19 protein-coding genes and 1 pseudogene are annotated in these 17,731 nt (G+C 55.6%); 6 read left to right on the top strand and 14 right to left on the bottom strand.

Annotated elements, in window-relative coordinates; all coding sequences use genetic code 11:
- Positions 1 to 141: 141 nt before the first annotated feature.
- Positions 142 to 1,284 (top strand): D-alanyl-D-alanine-carboxypeptidase/endopeptidase AmpH, encoded by a 1,143-nt coding sequence (gene ampH / locus KGP21_RS04185; protein ID WP_021808009.1) that lies wholly within the window; start codon positions 142 to 144, stop codon positions 1,282 to 1,284.
- Positions 1,285 to 1,295: 11 nt separating this feature from the next.
- On the opposite strand, the gene hpaA is transcribed toward ampH, so the two are convergent.
- The 9 genes from hpaA to KGP21_RS04140 form a co-directional block, all read right to left on the bottom strand.
- On the bottom strand, positions 1,296 to 2,192 hold the full coding sequence (gene hpaA, locus KGP21_RS04180; protein WP_059199639.1) for a 4-hydroxyphenylacetate catabolism regulatory protein HpaA: 897 nt from the start codon (positions 2,190 to 2,192) through the stop codon (positions 1,296 to 1,298).
- Positions 2,193 to 2,315: 123 nt separating this feature from the next.
- On the bottom strand, positions 2,316 to 3,686 hold the full coding sequence (hpaX, locus tag KGP21_RS04175; RefSeq protein ID WP_059199638.1) for a 4-hydroxyphenylacetate permease: 1,371 nt from the start codon (positions 3,684 to 3,686) through the stop codon (positions 2,316 to 2,318).
- Between the two features lie 11 nt (positions 3,687 to 3,697).
- Positions 3,698 to 4,495 (bottom strand): 4-hydroxy-2-oxoheptanedioate aldolase, encoded by a 798-nt coding sequence (hpaI, locus tag KGP21_RS04170; RefSeq protein WP_021808006.1) that lies wholly within the window; start codon positions 4,493 to 4,495, stop codon positions 3,698 to 3,700.
- Positions 4,496 to 4,506: 11 nt separating this feature from the next.
- Positions 4,507 to 5,310, bottom strand: a complete 804-nt coding sequence (gene hpaH, locus KGP21_RS04165) for a 2-oxo-hept-4-ene-1,7-dioate hydratase (RefSeq protein WP_021808005.1) — start codon at positions 5,308 to 5,310, stop codon at positions 4,507 to 4,509.
- A gap of 14 nt (positions 5,311 to 5,324) precedes the next feature.
- Positions 5,325 to 5,711 carry a 5-carboxymethyl-2-hydroxymuconate Delta-isomerase gene (locus KGP21_RS04160; protein ID WP_021179191.1) on the bottom strand — a complete coding sequence of 129 codons (387 nt, stop codon included), beginning with the start codon at positions 5,709 to 5,711 and terminating at the stop codon, positions 5,325 to 5,327.
- Positions 5,712 to 5,720: 9 nt separating this feature from the next.
- Positions 5,721 to 6,578 carry a 3,4-dihydroxyphenylacetate 2,3-dioxygenase gene (hpaD, locus tag KGP21_RS04155; protein ID WP_021808004.1) on the bottom strand — a complete coding sequence of 286 codons (858 nt, stop codon included), beginning with the start codon at positions 6,576 to 6,578 and terminating at the stop codon, positions 5,721 to 5,723.
- Between the two features lie 106 nt (positions 6,579 to 6,684).
- Positions 6,685 to 8,139 carry a 5-carboxymethyl-2-hydroxymuconate semialdehyde dehydrogenase gene (gene hpaE, locus KGP21_RS04150; RefSeq protein WP_021808003.1) on the bottom strand — a complete coding sequence of 485 codons (1,455 nt, stop codon included), beginning with the start codon at positions 8,137 to 8,139 and terminating at the stop codon, positions 6,685 to 6,687.
- Positions 8,136 to 8,900 carry a fumarylacetoacetate hydrolase family protein gene (locus KGP21_RS04145; protein WP_021808002.1) on the bottom strand — a complete coding sequence of 255 codons (765 nt, stop codon included), beginning with the start codon at positions 8,898 to 8,900 and terminating at the stop codon, positions 8,136 to 8,138. Before KGP21_RS04145 ends, hpaE begins: the two co-directional genes overlap by 4 nt.
- Positions 8,901 to 8,902: 2 nt before the next feature.
- A complete protein-coding gene (locus KGP21_RS04140; protein ID WP_223537282.1) occupies positions 8,903 to 9,529 on the bottom strand; it encodes a fumarylacetoacetate hydrolase family protein in 627 nt (208 codons plus the stop codon).
- Positions 9,530 to 9,789: 260 nt separating this feature from the next.
- On the opposite strand from KGP21_RS04140, the gene hpaR reads away from it, so the two are divergent.
- Positions 9,790 to 10,233 carry a homoprotocatechuate degradation operon regulator HpaR gene (hpaR, locus tag KGP21_RS04135; RefSeq protein WP_021808000.1) on the top strand — a complete coding sequence of 148 codons (444 nt, stop codon included), beginning with the start codon at positions 9,790 to 9,792 and terminating at the stop codon, positions 10,231 to 10,233.
- Between the two features lie 40 nt (positions 10,234 to 10,273).
- On the opposite strand, the gene KGP21_RS04130 is transcribed toward hpaR, so the two are convergent.
- Genes KGP21_RS04130 through KGP21_RS04110 form a run of 5 tightly spaced genes read right to left on the bottom strand, consistent with a single transcriptional unit; the run spans position 10,274 to position 14,702 of the window.
- Entirely contained in the window at positions 10,274 to 11,065 is a 792-nt protein-coding gene (locus KGP21_RS04130) for an SDR family oxidoreductase (RefSeq protein ID WP_223537280.1), read from the bottom strand.
- Between the two features lie 4 nt (positions 11,066 to 11,069).
- Positions 11,070 to 11,861: a MoaF C-terminal domain-containing protein gene (locus KGP21_RS04125; RefSeq protein ID WP_179248441.1), complete on the bottom strand. Its 792-nt coding sequence runs from the start codon at positions 11,859 to 11,861 to the stop codon at positions 11,070 to 11,072.
- 10 nt (positions 11,862 to 11,871) lie between these two features.
- Complete coding sequence (locus KGP21_RS04120; RefSeq protein ID WP_037376672.1) at positions 11,872 to 12,654, bottom strand: SDR family NAD(P)-dependent oxidoreductase; 783 nt, start codon at positions 12,652 to 12,654, stop codon at positions 11,872 to 11,874.
- Positions 12,647 to 13,234, bottom strand: coding sequence for a DUF3156 family protein (locus KGP21_RS04115; RefSeq protein ID WP_223537278.1), 588 nt, complete (start codon positions 13,232 to 13,234; stop codon positions 12,647 to 12,649). Before KGP21_RS04115 ends, KGP21_RS04120 begins: the two co-directional genes overlap by 8 nt.
- Positions 13,209 to 14,702 carry an APC family permease gene (locus KGP21_RS04110; protein WP_021179181.1) on the bottom strand — a complete coding sequence of 498 codons (1,494 nt, stop codon included), beginning with the start codon at positions 14,700 to 14,702 and terminating at the stop codon, positions 13,209 to 13,211. The genes KGP21_RS04115 and KGP21_RS04110 overlap by 26 nt, the downstream gene beginning before the upstream one ends.
- Positions 14,703 to 14,821: 119 nt before the next feature.
- Between KGP21_RS04110 and KGP21_RS04105 the strand changes: the two are divergent.
- From KGP21_RS04105 to KGP21_RS04090, 4 genes and pseudogenes are all read left to right on the top strand, one after another.
- Positions 14,822 to 14,920: pseudogene (locus KGP21_RS04105) on the top strand (integrase); the annotation flags it as partial.
- A 456-nt stretch (positions 14,921 to 15,376) separates the two neighbouring features.
- Positions 15,377 to 15,517, top strand: a complete 141-nt coding sequence (locus KGP21_RS29695; RefSeq protein WP_371824840.1) for a hypothetical protein — start codon at positions 15,377 to 15,379, stop codon at positions 15,515 to 15,517.
- Between the two features lie 15 nt (positions 15,518 to 15,532).
- Positions 15,533 to 16,492 (top strand): SDR family NAD(P)-dependent oxidoreductase, encoded by a 960-nt coding sequence (locus KGP21_RS04095; protein WP_021807995.1) that lies wholly within the window; start codon positions 15,533 to 15,535, stop codon positions 16,490 to 16,492.
- Positions 16,493 to 16,969: 477 nt separating this feature from the next.
- Entirely contained in the window at positions 16,970 to 17,629 is a 660-nt protein-coding gene (locus KGP21_RS04090) for a LuxR family transcriptional regulator (protein WP_021179178.1), read from the top strand.
- Positions 17,630 to 17,731: the final 102 nt, after the last annotated feature.

The raw sequence follows: 17,731 nt of genomic DNA, 5'->3' as shown, positions 1-17,731 counted from the left end.
TCTTTTCCCCTTCGCCGGAAGGGGAAAGGTGAAAAACTTTTACCTGTCGCCACTTTTACCACATGCCAATCGCGCCGTAGCGCATTACACTAGCGGACAACTTACGCCTTCCCTGCCACATTTTTATATGGAACACGACCGTTGAAGACCTCACTCTCCACGTTATTGCTGGCGCTTGGCCTGTGTGCCACCCCCTTGGCCAGTCAGGCGACCGACGCGCAGCTCACCTCACAGATTGTCGATCGGTATGCTGAACATATCTTCTATAACAGCGGCGCAACCGGTATGGCGCTGGTGGTGATCGATAACAATCAGGTGGTTAACCGCAGTTTTGGCGATACCAAACCGGGCAACGATCTGCGTCCACGGCCAGATTCCCTGATCCGCATCGCCTCCATCACCAAACTGATGACCAGCGAAGTGATGGTCAAAATGGCGGCGGAAGGTAAGGTTAAACTCACCGATCCACTGCGCAAATATGCTCCCAAAGGGGCCGTCGTTCCTGCCTACAATTCTCGCCAGCCGATTACCTTGCTGAACCTGGCAACGCACACCAGCGCCCTGCCGCGTGAGCAACCCGGCAAGAAACCGCCAAAAACGCCGGTGTTTACCTGGCCCACCAAGTCGCAGCGCTGGCAGTGGTTGTCTCATGCCACCATTACCGTGCCACCGGGCGTGCGGGCGGCCTACTCCAATCTGGCCTACGACCTATTGGCCGATGCGTTGTCACGTGCCGCTGGCAAGCCTTATAACGTCTTGTTGCGCGAGAAAGTCACTGGCCCACTGGGGATGGTTGATACCACGCTGACGCCAAGCGCAGAGCAGTGCTCACGCCTGATGGTGGCTGCCTCTGGGCCAAGCGCCTGCCGCGATACCACAGCCGCCAGTGGCAGCGGTGGCGTTTACTCAACGCCGCGCGATATGCAGCGCTGGATGCAGCAGTTCCTCTCCTCCAACGTAAGCGGCTCGCGCAAGCCAACGGCTTTAACCGAACAAACCATGTATTTCCAGCGCAAAGATCTGACGTCACTGAAAGGCATGGACGTACCGGGTGAAGCCTCTGCTTTAGGGCTGGGCTGGGTCTATATGGCGCCGAAAGACGGTCTGCCAGGGATCATCCAGAAAACCGGCGGCGGCGGCGGCTTCATCACCTATATGGCGATGGTGCCGCAGCAAAATATCGGTGTGTTTGTGGTTGTTACCCGCTCGGAGTTGACCAAGTTCACCAATATGAGCGATCCGGTCAACCGGCTAGTCGCGGATTTGGTGGCCAACAAAGGCTGACCCGCTCCTGGTTATGACAGCACGTGTTGCGTAGCGCGATAGGCGGAAGGCGAACAGCCTTCCAGCCGATTGAAGAAGCGTGCGAAGTAGGCGGGATCTTTGAACCCCAGGCTGTAAGCCGTTTCATGCACCGTGCAGGCGCTGAACAGCAGCAGCCGTTTGGCTTCACGCAGCAGGCGATCGAAGATTAACCGCTTGGGTGGCCGATTGGCAAAACGGCGGCACAGGTCGTTGAGGCGTGATTCCGTCACTCCCAGCGACTGGGCATATTCCGGCACCGACAGGTGATCGCGAAAACGCTCGTCCACCATCTTGTTAAAACGCTGGAACAGCTTCAGTTCGCCGCGCACGCCGCTGGCGGCCTTGTCATCCAATGAGGTATTGCGCAGCATCAACGTGAAGACCGCTTGGGCCAGCAATGCCAGCGTCTGCTCGCGCCCGGCCATCTTTTGGCTGAACTCGCGGGCGATCAGTTCCCAATAATGCCCAAGCGCCGCCAACTCTTGCGGTACTGCGGCCAGCGAAAGGCAAATTCCCGGCATATCCAGCGCCAGATTACTGCCCGGATACAGGCGTTCCAGCAACGGCCAGATCAGTTCCTGCCGCACCGTTAACACGTGACCGTCACTGTCTGGTTCGGTGAAAAAGGCGTGTGGTACTGAGGGTGGGGTGAGGATAAACAGCGGAGCCTGCACCGAATAGTGCTGATCGTCGAGCTGTAGCTCTATCCTGCCAGTGGCCAGATAATGCAACTGGAAGAAGCGGTCGTGCCAGTGCACCTGCATATCCCGGCCAAAAAATGCCGCCAGCCCGGCAAAAGTTTCGTAGTGCACCTCATCAGCGGCGTAACGCGCGTCATACTCTTTGCCAATATCGATATTGGCGATAAAGCCGTTACTTTTCTGCACGTTATCCTCCGGTGAAAATAAGAGAAGGAATGGGTGAAAAGGAAAATATTACCGATTCAATTTCCCCTCACCCCGACCCTCTCCCAAAGGGAGAGGGGGCGTATCCTCAAGCACTATCAAAGTTTATGGCGTGGCCCGCGGGCGCGAGTCCTTCATCGGGATGCGCCATACCAGCACGGCCCCGATAATCAACAACGCCGAGACAAAATAGAGCCCGGAGTTAAAGCTGCCGGTCACATCCTTGAACCAGCCGATCAGCAGCGGGCTGACCGCCGAGCCGATGTTACCGGTGGCGTTGATCACCGCGATCCCCACCGCTCGAGCTTCGAAGCTGATTGACTGATCCGGCGTGGTCCAGAAGATCGCCATCGCGGTAAACGAGCCGACCGACGCCATCACGATCCCTAACAGTTGAACCATGCTGTGGTTGGTCGCCGAAGCCAACAACCAACCCGCCGCGGCAAACAGATAAGGTAACGCGGTATGGAATTTACGCTCCTGCAGGCGATCCGAACGTTTACTCCACCAGATCATACCGGCGATGGTACAGATTTGCGGGATTGCCGCCAGAAAACCGATCATGATGTTACTGCTGCTCTGGTTGAAGCTCTGCAGGATCTGCGGCGTCCAGATATTGATGGCGCTCAGAGTATTGGTGAGGCAGAAATAGGCCAGCGTATACATCAACACCACCGGCGTCAGCACCTCACGCCACAGGCTGCGCTGTTGCAATGCCCGGTGGCTGCTTGGCCCTTCCGGCTGCACCAGTTGCAATTTGTCTGCTTCCATCATCGCTTTTAGGCTGGCCTTCTCTTCACTAGTCAGCCACTTGGCTTTGGCCGGTGTGTCGTCCAGGTAGAACCACACCACCACGCCAAGGATCACCGAAGGGATCCCTTCCAGCAGGAACAGCCATTGCCAGCCTTTCAGGTTCATCATGCCATCCAGCGCCAGAATATAACCGGACACCAGCGACCCCAATGCCATCGTGACCGGCATGGCAATCATAAACAGCGCGTTGGCCCGGGCACGGTAAAACGCCGGGAACCAGTAGGTGAGATACACCAGGATCCCTGGCAGGAAGCCCGCCTCGGTAATGCCGACGATCATCCGCAGCACGTACAGGCTGGTTGGCCCAGTGGCGAACATGGTGCAGGTAGAAGCAATGCCCCACAGCACCATGATGGTAGCGATCCAACGCCGTGCCCCCACCCTGCTCAGCATCATGTTGCTAGGGATACCGAAGATCACGTAGGTGACGTAAAACAGCGTTGCGGCCAGGCCGAACATGGTGGAGCTAAGACCAAGGTCCTGCTTCATGGTCAAACCGGCAAACCCGATGTTGATGCGATCAAGGAAAGAGAAAACAAACAACACAAATAAGAAAATAATCAGGCGCCGAAATAACTTTTTAATCACCGACTGCTCGGTGGCGGTTAACGCTTTATGTTGCTCTGCCGGGTTCAGCGGCTTGAGCGAATCGACGTTGCTCATGATGACTCCGATTAGTAAACGCCCTGGGATGGTGTCCCCGCCGGTTTATCCTGTTTGAAACTGCTGAGCAGGGAGTCTGCCGCCCGCACCAGCAGGGTGGTATCCACGCCAACGGCAACAAACAACGCGCCGGATGCCAGATAGTGCTGCGCCAGTTCCTGCTGTGCCATCAGGATGCCCGGTGCCTTGCCTGCGGCACGGATACGGGCAATGGCATCGTCGATAGTGCGCTGTACTTCGGGATGCTGTGGATTACCGGCAAAGCCCATGTCGGCACTCAGATCCGCCGGGCCGATAAAGACGCCGTCCACCCCTTCTACTTCCAGGATGGCATCCAGATTTTTTACCGCCTCTCGGGTTTCTATCTGCACCAGCACGCACATCTGGCTGTCGGCTAGATGCAGGTAATTCGGCACCCGGTTCCAGCGCGAGGCCCGAGCCAGCGCACTGCCAACCCCGCGAATACCGTTTGGTGGATAACGGGTAGCCCGCACCGCCTCCTGCGCCTGTTCGGCGTTTTGGATCATCGGGATCAACAGGGTTTGCGCACCGACGTCCAGCAGCTGTTTGATCAGCACCGGATCGTTCCAGGCCGGGCGCACCACCGGATGGCTGGCATAAGGCGCAATCGCCTGCAACTGGCCCAATATCGTTTGCACATTGTTGGGCGCATGCTCGCCGTCGATCAGTAGCCAGTCGAACCCGGCTCCGGCCAGCAGTTCAGCGCTGTAGCTGCTGCACAGCCCCAGCCACAGACCGATCTGCGGGCGTTTTTCCTGCAGGGCCTGTTTGAAATGGTTAGTTAGCATGGTGTTTCTCCTTAGACAAACCGGCAACTGATGCAGCCCATAGGGCCATAGTCGGCATGGAAGGTATCGCCGCGCCGCGCCGCCACCGGGCGGGTGAAAGAACCGCCAAGAATGATCTGCCCGGCTTCCAGTTCCACGTCATACGGGGACAGCTTATTAGCCAACCAGGCCACGCCGTTGGCTGGGTGATTGAGCACCGCCGCCGCCACGCCAGACTCTTCAATCACGCCATTGCGATACAGCAAGGCACTGATCCAGCGTAGATCCAGCGCGTCCGGCTTGATCGGCCTGCCCCCCATCACCACACCCGCGTTGGCAGCATTGTCGGAAATGGTGTCGAACACCTTGCGTGGCCGCTGGGTTTGCGGATCGACGTTATGACTGCGAGCATCGATGATCTCCAACGCCGGGATCACATAATCGGTAGCGTTATAGACATCAAACAGCGTGCAGTTCGGCCCGCGCAGCGGCTTCGCCAGCACAAACGCCAGCTCCACTTCGACGCGTGGCACGATAAAGCGATCGATCGGAATGTCGCTGCCATCGTTAAAGAACATGTCGTCCAGCAGCGCGCCGTAGTCCGGCTCGGTGATCTGCGAGCTGACCTGCATGGCGCGCGAGGTCAGCCCGATCTTATGCCCCTTCAGAGTGCGCCCTTCGGCGATCTTCAGCTCAACCCACTGGCGCTGGATAGCATAGGCATCTTCAATAGTGATCTCCGGGTGATCCAGCGATAGCGCGCGGATCTGCTCCCGGCTCTGCTCGGCCTGATGCAGGCGCTGCACGGCTCGGCTCAGTACGTCTTTATCCAGCATTTACCACTCCTTGTTCAGTCCTTGCTAAACAGCGCATGGACGTTGTTCTGCTTATAGTTGAGCACCGGATCCAGCTCTTCGATGGTGAAGGAGAGCGCCAGATAACGGTTAGCCATCAGCGCGGCGAAGTGATCCTTGATCAGGATGAACAGCATTTCGCCCACCTGCTGGCGGCTCTCCAGGCTGCGGCCGTGGCCAATCTTCAGCGTCATATGCACAAAGGCATAGTTCTGCTTGCCGTCGGCCATCTGCCAGGTATCCAGCCAGATGGCGCGGCTACGGATGCCCGCCAGCGGGAAGATGCCGGTTTCCGCCAGCGCGTGATTAACCTTGTCGAACAGCGCGGGTAAATCCGCCTCCCGGCGGATGTTGTCGGTACATTCAGCGTAAAAATGGGGCATTGGGTATCCTCAGGCTTCAGCAGGAAGAGGGAATATGCCGTTGACCTGGCCGGTTCCGGAACTGGCAAACAGCGGGGTAACAAACTCCACCTTGCCCTGATATTTGTCCCAGCCCAGCAGGCCCAGCAACATCACGGTGTCGTGCATATTGCCTTCGCCATAGCAGTAGTCAGCGTACTCCGGCAGCATTTCGCAGAACTCGCGGAAGCGCCCTTCTTCCCACAGTTTCACTACCCTTTCGTCCATCTGCTGGTCGAACTGGCGGGTGTAGCTGTTCATGCCCTGCTCGGCACGTTGATCGTCGATAAAGCGATGCGACAGCGAGCCGCTGGCCAATACCGCCACGGTGCCGTCGTATTTCTCAATCGCGGTTTTAATCGCTTCACCCAGGCGGCGGCTATCGGCAAAATCATGCACGGTGCAGAAGGCAGAAATGGAGATCACCTTGAAGTGGCGGTCGCTGTTCATGTAGCGCATTGGCACCAGCGTGCCGTATTCCAGCTCCAGGCTTGGGATCTCGTGCGCCTTGGCACGTACGCCAAGCTTGCGAGCTTCCTCGGCAATCATCTGGCCCAGCTCCGGGTTGCCGTCATATTCGTAAGTCATGTCACGAATGAAGTGCGGCAGCTCGTTGCTGGTGTAAAGCCCTTTGAAATGCGAGTTGCAGTTGATGTGGTAGGCGCTGTTCACCAGCCAGTGGGTATCAAACACGATAATGGTGTCGACGCCCATTTCGCGACAGCGGGCACTGATTTCTTTGTGACCATCAATGGCGGCTTGACGGCAGCCATGGTGTTCTCCTGGCAATTCAGACAGGTACATCGAAGGAACGTGTGTAATCTTTGCGGCTAATGCTAATTTACCCATATGTCCTCCTATTCCCTTTATCTTTCAGCCTGCGGCACGGCTGGCCGCAGGCTGATGTCTATCGGGTCTAGTCCTTGGTTGTTGTTTTAAAGGGCACGGAGCTATCTCACACTCCCCAACGTGGGATCGGGTGATCCCCCATGGAGATACAAACGTTTTTCATCTCGGCAAACACTTCGAAGCTGTACTCACCACCTTCCCGGCCGGTGCCAGAGGATTTCACCCCGCCAAACGGCTGGCGCAGATCGCGTACGTTCTGGGTGTTGACGAAAACCATACCCGCTTCAATATTGCGGGCCAGACGCAGTACTTTGCTCACATCCTGCGTCCAGATGTACGACGCCAGGCCGTACTCCACATCGTTGGCCATGCGCAGGCCGTCTTCTTCTGATTTGAACGGCAGGAGGCAGGCCACCGGCCCGAAGATCTCTTCCTGCGCGACACGCATATTGTTGTTAACATCAGCCAGCACCGTTGGGCGCAGGAAGTTGCCATGGCTCAATCCGGCCGGTTTGTCCGGACCACCAGCCAACAAAGTGGCTCCTTCTTCGATACCCAAGCGAATATAACCGGAGACTTTTTCCCAGTGCTGCGGGCTGATCAACGCACCGACCTGGGTATTGGGATCCATCGGATCGCCCACGCGCAGGCGGTTGGCACGCTCGGCAAAGCGTTTGACGAATTCCGGGTAAATACTTTCCTGAATAAAGATGCGTGAACCCGCGGTGCAGCGTTCACCGTTAATCGAGAAGATGGTGAACAGCGCAGCATCCAACGCCCGCTCGATATCGGCATCCTCAAAGATCAGCACCGGTGATTTGCCGCCCAGCTCCATCGAGAATTTCTTCAGCCCGGCGCTTTCAATAATGCGGCGGCCGGTTGAGGTCCCCCCGGTGAAGGACACCGCACGCACGTCTTTATGGCGTACCAGAGCATCCCCCGCCGTTGCGCCATAGCCTTGCACCACGTTCAGCACCCCGGCAGGAATACCGGCTTCCAGCGCCAGTTCACCCAGGCGATCCGCCGTCAGTGGCGAAAGCTCGGACATTTTCAGCACCGCAGTGTTACCCAGCGCCAGGCAAGGCGCGGTCTTCCAGGTGGCAGTCATGAATGGCACGTTCCACGGCGATACCAGCGCACACACGCCCACCGGCTGGATCAGCGTGTAGTTGAGCATCTTGTCGTCCACCGGGTAGGTGCGGCCATTCATCTGCTGGCAGATCTCGGCAAAGAACTCAAAGTTGTGCGAGGCGCGTGGGATCAGCACGTTTTTGGTCTGGTGGATCGGCAACCCGGTGTCCGCGGTTTCCATCTCGGCAATCTGCGGCACGTTCTGGTCGATCAGCTCACCCAGGCGACGCATCAGGCGCGCACGCTCTTTCATCGGCGTATTGGCCCATTTCGGGAAGGCTTCTTTGGCTGCGGCTACTGCCTGGTCGATTTCGAGCTGGCCACCGGACGCCACTTCCGCCAGCACCTCGCCGTTAGCCGGGTTGGTGGTGGTGAAATACTCTTTGCTGGCGACGTTCTTGCCGTTGATCCAATGGTTGATGGTTTTCATCCCTTGCTCTCCTCGTAATCTTTTTCACTGATGATGTGGTTAACCAAGCGGCCAATGCCTTCGATCTCCACCACAATTTCATCCCCAGGCTGCACGTCGGCCAGCCCTTTCGGCGTGCCGGTGGCGATCATGTCGCCAGGCTGCAACGTCATAAATTCACTCAGGTATTCGATCAGGAACGGAATGTCGAAAATCATGTCGGCAGTGGTGCCGCGCTGGCGCAGTTCACCGTTAACATAGGTGCTGAGCGTCAGGTTATGCGGATCCGCGACATCGTCACGATCGACAATGTAGGGGCCGATAGGCGTCAAGGTGTCGCGGCTTTTCACCCGCAGGTTGGGGCGGTAGTAGTTTTCCAGGTAGTCGCGGATGGCGTAGTCGTTACACAGGGTGTAACCGGCCACGTAATCCATCGCCTGCTCACGGCTGACGTTGCGCGCGGTTTTACCGATCACCGCCACCAGCTCGGCTTCGTAGTGCATGTATTCCACCTGCGCCGGTCGCACGGAAACCTGGCGGTGGCCGGTCAGGCTGTTTGGCCCTTTGAGGAACACCAAAGGCTCTTCCGGCGCTTTAAACTCCAGCTCACTGGCGTGATCGGCATAGTTCAGGCCGAGGGCAAATATCGTGCCCTGCGCCGGTGGCAGCCATTCCACATCGTACTCATCGAGCTTACTGCCATCGGGTAGGGTAACGCTTAGCTGGTCGTCTACGGTGACGTTAACAATCTGGCCATGATGGCGGATACGAGCATGTCTCATGGTTATTCTCCTGCCTGCGTCACTGGGCTGGTAAGGGTTGGCAAACCTGCGGCCCGCACCGTCACTTGATCACCTAGCTTGATCTCAACCCGCTGGTGTGGCGTGCCAATCAGCACCGCATCCCCCGGTTGCAGGGTAATAAAATCGCTGATGGCGGCGATCAGTTCCGGCACCGAACGCACCAGATCGGCCGTTGACCAGCGATCCTGCTCCACGCCATTGATTTCGGTGATGATTTCCAGGCCGCTGGTGCTAGCCAGTGGAGCAACCTCTCCCAACGGGCAGAAACCGTCGCGGCATTTGGCTTTGATTGCCGGGCGATAGAAGCTGGTTTCCGGCAGGCTGACGTCGTTTGCCAAGGCGTAACCGGCCACATAATCGGCCACCTTATCCGCTGGCACCTTGCGGGCGGTGCTACCCATCACTACTGCCAGCGTTGCGCCACTTTGTACGGTTTCACCGGCCGGGAACGGGATGCTGCCACCGTTGGCAAGATGGGTATTGCGCGGTTTGATGAACCACACCGGCGTCTTGGGCGGCGTTTGGTAAGGGGCGGCGCGAAACGCCTGATCCCAGGCATCAAGCTGGCTGCGGTGGTTAAGTGCTACGGAAAATACGGTGCCTTTCATGCAGACTCCTTCTACGGAACGCCAATCATTAATATGTTAATGAATACTTTTATACGCTGTTCAGCATTTACGCAACGTTGTTAATTTAATTTGTGATCGTGATAACGAAATATTCACAAATTATGAACATTAGCGTTATTAATCAGCAAATTAACCTTTTTTGCAGGATTTTTACGTGACGGATCGCGTTTTGCCGTTCTCCGCCGGTCAAAAATTGGCTACTATTAAGTTGTTAATAAAATTAAGCCAAGGCCATCGACATGCATGAATCGTTAACCATCGCCCTGTTGCAGGCGCGTGAAACCGCCATGGGGTTCTTCCGCCCGATCCTGAAAAGCCACAACCTGACAGAGCAGCAATGGCGCATCATTCGCGTATTGGCCGATAACCGTTCCATTGAGTTTCATGAATTGGCCGCAGAGACCTGCATCCTGCGCCCCAGCCTGACCGGCATCCTGTCGCGCATGGAGCGGGATAAGCTGATCTTTCGCCTCAAGCCGGTTAACGATCAGCGCAAGTTGTACGTGTCCTTGACCCAGCAAGGCCAGGAGCTGTATGAACTGGCACGCCACCAGGTGGAACAGGGATATGGGGAAATAGAAGCAGCATTCTCGAAGCAGAAGATGGATCAGTTGATGACGTTGCTCGATGAGCTGATCCGCTTAGGGGATCAACAGGCTAACAACGTGGTTGCTCACAAATAGGGGCGCTGCTCGCAGCCCCCATCAGCACCTAGAGGGTTCCTCAATTAATGACAGGTTGGGCTTCCGGCAATAGCGCACCGCCATCCACCACCAGCGTCTGGCCGGTGATATAACTCGCAGCCGGCGAGGCCAAAAAGACCATCGCTGCCGCAATATCCTCCGGCTCCCCCAACCTGCCCAGCGGCACCGCAGCAGCTATCGCCTGATTCAGCGCTTCCCCGCCCAGATTTGCCATCGCGGGCGTGCGGATCATCCCCGGCTCCACGCCATTTACCGTGATCCCGTCACATGCCAGTTCCAACGCGGCAGCGCGAATAAAACCATTTACCCCCGCCTTGGAAGCCGCATAGTGCGCCAGCCCTGGGTAGGCTACCCTTGGCCCAGTGACCGACGAGGTCACCAGAATACGTCCGCCCCCCTGGCGCTTCATCCACGGCAACGCCGCCTGCGCCAGAAAGAACGGGGCCATCAAATTGACGCTCAAGGTGCGTTGCAACAGTTCGGCATCAATCTGGTTAAACGGCCTCAGCGGAAAATAAGCGGCGTTGTGGATCACCACGTCCAGCCGTTGATGCCGCTTCGCTGTCTGTGTGACCAGCTCGTCAATCTGCCCTGCATCGGCCATATCACAGGCTGTAGCCTCCACGTTACAACCCCGTTGGCACAGGCTTTCAGCCGCCTCCAGTGCCTTTTGCAGTTGTAAGTCCGCCATCACCACCTTGGCCCCCAAACGTGCAAAGGCGCTGACGAGCGCCAGCCCAATGCCCTGTGCACCGCCGGTCACCAGCACCACCTGCCCGGCAAACGCATCACTGGCATAAATCGCCGTCATCGGCTCAGGCCTTAGGGTAATGCGTGGTGTTCAGGATCTGCGCGTGAGCGCCTACGGCAAAGTTGCTCAGGCTGCTGAAATCGCTGCCCTGATAACCGAGGATCTTGCCATCGGTGCGCATCTCTTGCAGGTCGATCATCACTACGCCAAGCGTCGGAATGATCTTCTCGCGCCAGACGAACAGATACAGCTTCTCCGCCACTTTGACGTAATGGCAGCGATCGACATCCGCCAGCCCTTTCTCGACCCCGTCCAAGCACTGCCAAGCGTAGAAATTATTGTTCAGATAAATATGCTCATAGCGCTCCGTCGGGCTGTAGGTATACAGATTACGCATCCCGATCAATTCGTCGGTAAACTGCGGCAATGCTGCATCGCTGCTATCCAGTCGGCCAAAGCGGAATTCGGCATTCACCGCCGTGAGCGGCAACCCCTGCTCTACCCGGCTAAAAGCATCCAGCCGCGCCTGCGATTCCTCCGGCAACTGACCATAGACGGCGGTAAAGTTACCCTGCTGACGATCGCACACCAGCGTAACGCTGCCGTTGGGCCGCTGCGGATCGAGGAAATCGATAAACAGGATCCCCGGGCGAATGCCGGTTGCCCGGTAATCAACCCGTTGCTCTCCCCACTGCAGGGTTTGATCGTCGTTAAAGCTGCACTGCACCGTTTCCCCTTCGGCAAAATGGAACGCCAACGAAGTACCGGCCAAATCCTGCTGCTCCAGCGTATGGCTGTGAGGGGCGAAACCTTCCGCCAGTGCGCCAACCTGAATAAATACCGCTTCTGAACTCATGACAATCTCCTTACAGGGAAGTGAAAGCTAAGGTCGGCACATCGACAATGGTGGAACCGCCATCGGCCACCAGCGTTGCGCCAGTAATAATTGACGCCTGCGTTGAGCAGAGAAAACGACACACCTGGGCGATCTCTTGCGCACTGGCCGGGCGGCGCAGCGGCACATCGCGACAGACATGTTGATAGGCCTGCTCGAGCGTTAAGTTATGTGCCGCCATCAACGGCTGCATCTCTTCATCGGCCATCGGCGTAGTCACCCAGCCGGGGCAAACCGCGTTGGCACGCACGCCCTGTGGGCCATAGTCACGGGCGATGGAACGCATCAGGCCGATTAGCGCGTGTTTGGCGGTGACATACCCACACACCTCCGGCCCGGCGGCCAACGAGGCGATAGAAGCGACAAACAGCAGATTGCCGCCGTGCTTCACCAGCTCCGGCAAACAGGCCCGGGCGCTGGCAAACGCACTATTGAGATTGCTGTCCAACGCCTGTTGCCATTGGACATCGGTGACGTCGGTGATACGACCCAACCCCATCCCGCCAGCGCTGGCAATCAGGCAGTCGATACGTCCGGCCCGCTGTAAAATGGCTGGCAGGATGTCGGTTTGCCAACTGGCTCCGCTGGCGGCGTCTCCAACTACGGCATACGCCCCAATCTCCGCAGCCAAGGCGTTCAGCGGTTCACGGCGACGTCCGACGATAAATACCCGGTCCCCCTCCTGCACCAGCAGACGAGCACAGGCAGCCCCAATGCCGGTTCCGCCGCCGGTGATCACAACCACTCTACTCATCGCATTGCTCCATCAACTGGCTGACCATCAGGAAACTGCTCAACAGCAAACGCCGCTGCTCGGCTTCCAACCGCAGATAGCGACGGCTGGCGGGAAGGCGGCTGACCACTTCGGAAGCGGCAAAATGCTCAATATCCAACTGCCAGTTGCCCTCTGTTATCGTGAGCGTGGCGCGGCGGAAATCGAGCTTGGCTAACGTGTCGCCGATTTGTGGGTATTGCCGCAACGCGGCAATCAACTGCTGGGCAACATCATGTTTGGCCTTGGTGCGATAAACCACGCCATTACGACGCAGCCAACCACCAGTGATGATGTTGAGCACCAGCGGCTCGGTAAAACGTGCGTTGCCCTGCAAGCGGAAACGGTGAGTGACGATGTGCGCCAAAAACAGCGACTGCACCTGCTCTGCCACCTCTATTACCGGCCCCTGTGGCAGCGTGAGCCGTAACTGATTAACGGCAACGCGCTCACAGGCGTAAGGCTGCAGGTTCGCCGTCAACCGGGTGAGCGTGGCCCCTGCCTGATAACCTGGAGGGTCACGCCGCCAATAACGATTAAGTGAGGGAAGTAAGCCGATCAAATTCCACCTCCGCAGCTTCTGCCTTGTTGAAGGCGCTCTCCAGCACCTCTTCCACCGGCACCGGTTTAAACGGATTCACCTTCTGTACGCACAGGGTCCAGAACAGCGCATAGGCGGAGGTCAGGCCGATCATGATGCCAAAGGGAATGTAGACATCGCGTGGGTTCATGCCCGGCGGCGTGATGTAAAAAATCGCCAGCACGATCCCGATGCTGGAGACAATCTGCGGCAGCGGGAACCAAGGCGATTTATAGGCGCGTGGCAGATCTGGACGGCGGATACGCAGGATCACCACCGAGCAGGTCACCAGCAGGTAAGCCACGCCCCAGGCACAGACTGCTGCCAGCACCATCGGCATGATGCGGTCCAGATTGCCCTGAATGGCGAAAGCGTGAACGCAGGGGATCAACACCGCAGCGGCAATCGCCACCACAGGGGTTTTAAAGCGCGGGTGCAGATAAGCGAAGATACGTGGCATAGCGCCATCCAGCACCATGCCGTAGATAATGCGTGGCACCGCCGCCATCAGGGTGTTAATGGTGGCCGCCCCGGCTAACAGCAGCCCAACACCCAGCCAGTATTTACCGAAGTTGCCCATGATCTGGCCAGCAAATGCCGGGATAGCCATCGGCGTATCCAACAGATGTACGTTATTGGCAGCATCTACTACCACGTTCTCCACTTGATGGCTAAGTGCTGCTCCGTATAACGCCATACACAACGCTACACCGCATAGTCCCAAGGACATGGCACGCGGGATCACGCGGTGAGAACGTTTGATCTCCGGCGCCATCGGCGTCACCAACTCGCAGCCGACGAACATAAACATCGCCATACCCACCAGGCTGAACACCGCCAGGGGATCGCCGACATCCAGCGTGGTGCCAAACCAACCTTCTAGCGGTACAGCATGCGGTAAAAGCAACCCGGCGATCGAAAAGATCATCAAGGTGCTCCACATGCAGAACGTCAGCACGACCTCAGCCTTACCGAAGGCTTCAATGCCAAACGCATTCAGAATACCGAAAATGATCACCAAGCCCACGCCGATCATCCACGAGCTGTTGTTGCTTTCCATCAGGGTATTGAGGTGCTCAAAGTTCACCAGCGCCATGATGCCGGAAAGAATGGTTTCGGCGGTACCGGCAAAGATATGCACGATCAGATAGGCAGACAGGGTGCCGGTAATGGCAAAAAATCGCCCCATGCCGCAGGAGATATAGTCATACACCGAGCCGGTGGTGGGCAGGATCGCCGCCGCTTCCGAGAAGGTGGTGAGCTGGGCTTGCATCATGATAAAGGCGATCAGCATCGCCAGCGCGAAGGTGTCGCCACCGATACCAAAACCGCTGGTAACGGTGAGGATCACCGGGCTGGCCATGATCACCCCAACCGAACTGGCTAACGTGGTGGGGAACCCGACCTTGCCCCGTTCTAGCTGGGCACTGAGCCGCGACGACAGGTTCATGGTTACTTCCTCTTATAGTAGTTTTACCCGGTGTTGTAGCCGCCAAGGGCGGTAATCTCACTATAGGAAGGAAAGCAAAAGGCTGGCTATCGTCCTTAAGGACGAGGTTGTTGTAATAAAACGGTGAACGACCGCATGAATCACTGAACAATCTAATATCGGAGGAATACCAACTGAAAAACCATTTAGCCGGACTATCAAAAAGTCCGTGGAACTAAAAATTGGTGTATTTATAATGGTCATTGTCACCATATTAAATTAATATCAAACAAATAGTCCACCACAGGAATTAAGTGTTACTTCCAAGATATTACTTATAACATCTCGCGGTTCAATCCTTTTTTCAGCATTCATGTAAAGAATTTAGTGGGTCAATTGCTTAATTTGGTGTATTTATTATGTAGGCGCAATATTCAATAAGTGTAATGACTTGTCGGTTCCTGATTGATAATCATAGCTTTCACACCAGCTTCCTATTTAGTTAGTTTCACCCACCTGAAAATAAAAATAACCCATTGTTATTCTTAAAATTATCAACAAGAACTGTGATGACGGGTTCAGGAAGATAGTGGTTATGAGGGGGCATACCCCAGGTTATTGCTGGCAATCCGACACGACTCAAAGAAGCGAAATCCAGGCTGGCAAACGATCTCCGGCTACTATCCCGTCCCGCTGTGACATTTCCCATCATCGGGGTGACTTCGGTTGAACAACTCACCGATAACATCAGGAGCGTTGAAATCGCACTGGAAGAACACGAGATTTCTGCTCTGGAAGAGTTTTACCCCCCTCACTCCACGGCTGAATTAGAGTAAAATCAGGAGGATAATATGACAGTTCAAAAACCGGTCAAGTCAGGATTTAATGCGTCTTCAACAGCATCTGATGTGCTCAGGGGTCTGGACCTGACGGGAAAAACTGCCTTTATAACGGGCGGGCACTCTGGTCTGGGGCTTGAGGCAACAAAAGCTCTCTCTACTGCGGGAGTACATGTTGTTGTAGGAGCAAGAGATGTGGAATCAGCTGCCCGCAACCTCAGTGAGCTGGATAATATCACTATCTTCCCGATGGATCTTTCTGACATTGCTTCAATCAGCAGCGTGGCCGCGCTTGTTTCTGCCAACCGTTATCAGTTCGATTACGTGCTGTGCAATGCCGGTATCATGGCATGCCCTGAGCGTAGAGTAGGATCGGGCTGGGAATCTCAGTTTGCAACCAACCACATAGGGCATTATGTGCTGGTAAACTTAATCTGGAATAACATTCGTTCCGGTGGAAGGGTGGTCTGCGTCTCATCAGCTGGACACCATAACTCGCCTATCCGGTGGGATGATATCCAGTTCAGCACCGGATATGACAAATGGCTTGCATACGGCCAGTCCAAAACTGCAAACGTTTTGTTTGCGCTTCAGTTGGACAACTACGGCAAAGACCGCGATATTCGTGCGTTCTCATTGCATCCGGGAAAAATTTTCACTCCGTTGCAGCGCCACCTGACGAATGAAGAGATGGCTGGCGAAGGATGGATAGACAAAGAGGGAAATCCAATCGACCCGACCTTCAAATCTACGGCTCAGGGAGCTGCAACCGAAGTTTGGGCGGCTACCAACCCTAAACTGAACGGCCTTGGCGGGCTCTATTGTGAGGATTGTGATGTAACAGCACTTGCATCTGAGTATTCTGAGCCCTTCATGGGAGTCTGCGAATATGCCGTTGACCCGGCAGAAGCATTAAAGCTGTGGAAGTTCACGGCCAATCTTACCGGGATCAATGCATTTTCTGATAGGTAACCTTGAAATAATTACGGGTAACTATAGTTACCCGTTCTCAAATTGATTAATTTTCGGATGAACCAATCGCGACCCTCTCTTCATCAGGTGTGTCACGCCAAGTTTTGCAGTGTAGGAAGTAATCGAAAAATTTGGCTATCGTCCTTAAGAACTAACCCGGAGGAGAGATAAAACGTCAAGGACGTAGCGCGGAGCAGAAGAGGGAGAAACGAGAAATCACTTTAAATTCAGCAGCAACCGCCAATATCATTCATTAATGTATTAATGAAATCACGACCTAACGCTGAAAAAATGCCCACTCAATCAGCATGGGGATGTTGTTATTAATGTATTTTATTGCAATCCGGCTCACGTTGTTAATATGTTTTCGTTGTGTTGCATAATTGCTACACCTATGCTGATATCGTTCACATATTGTCCAGATACCTTTGCAGGTGTCCTTCAGGGTACTGAGCGATCAACGGAGGAAAATGCATTATGACAACCACATCATCCTTCATGCGTAACGATGCTTTTATCTCGAGCTGTCTGAATACCATTGCGCATCTGATCCCAGTTTCTGCCGGGGTTTTTTATCTGGTGGACCCGGACCTGCGGCCAGATCACTATATTCTTCATGGTATTAGCGCTGATACTCATCAGCAATATCTCGACCATTTTCAACAGTTGGACCCGTTAAAACCGGCCAACTTCCACCAACAAGACATCCAGATGGTGAACATGACGCCAGCGGCGATCGCCAATAACCGCCACTATTATCACGACTTTATGCTACCCAATCGCATGCGTGACATGACGGAGATTTTTATCCGCCAGCGTAAGCGGATCATTGCCGGGGTTTCTCTGATCCGCGATACGCCGTTCACCGAATTGGAGCGCAGCCGCTTACGTGCGGTGCTGCCGTTGATCGAGTTGGCCACCCGCGATCTACTGCCAGATAGTGAAGCCCAGTTGCTCACCGCCAAAGAGCAGGAGATCGTCAATATGGTGCGTGAAGGGGCCAGCAATAAGCGCATTGCCTTGCAGCTGGGTATCTCTCTATCGACGGTGAAAACCCATATGCGCAACATCTTTGCCAAAACCGCCGTGGTTAATCGCACCGAACTGGTCTCCAGCGGTTTTATTGCCTACGGCTGATCCTGACTAAAGCAGTAACAATCAACCATACGCCAATGCTGGCGCGGCCTCCCCATGCTTAAAAAGCGTGGAGGGTAATGATTGACGAAACTCAAGGATAAC

It is taken from the genome of Serratia sp. JSRIV004 (genome assembly GCF_019968705.1).
GTDB lineage: Bacteria > Pseudomonadota > Gammaproteobacteria > Enterobacterales > Enterobacteriaceae > Chania > Chania fonticola_B.
The sequence above is the reverse complement of the archived record's forward strand: the minus strand, read 5'-3'. Positions and strand labels throughout refer to the sequence as shown.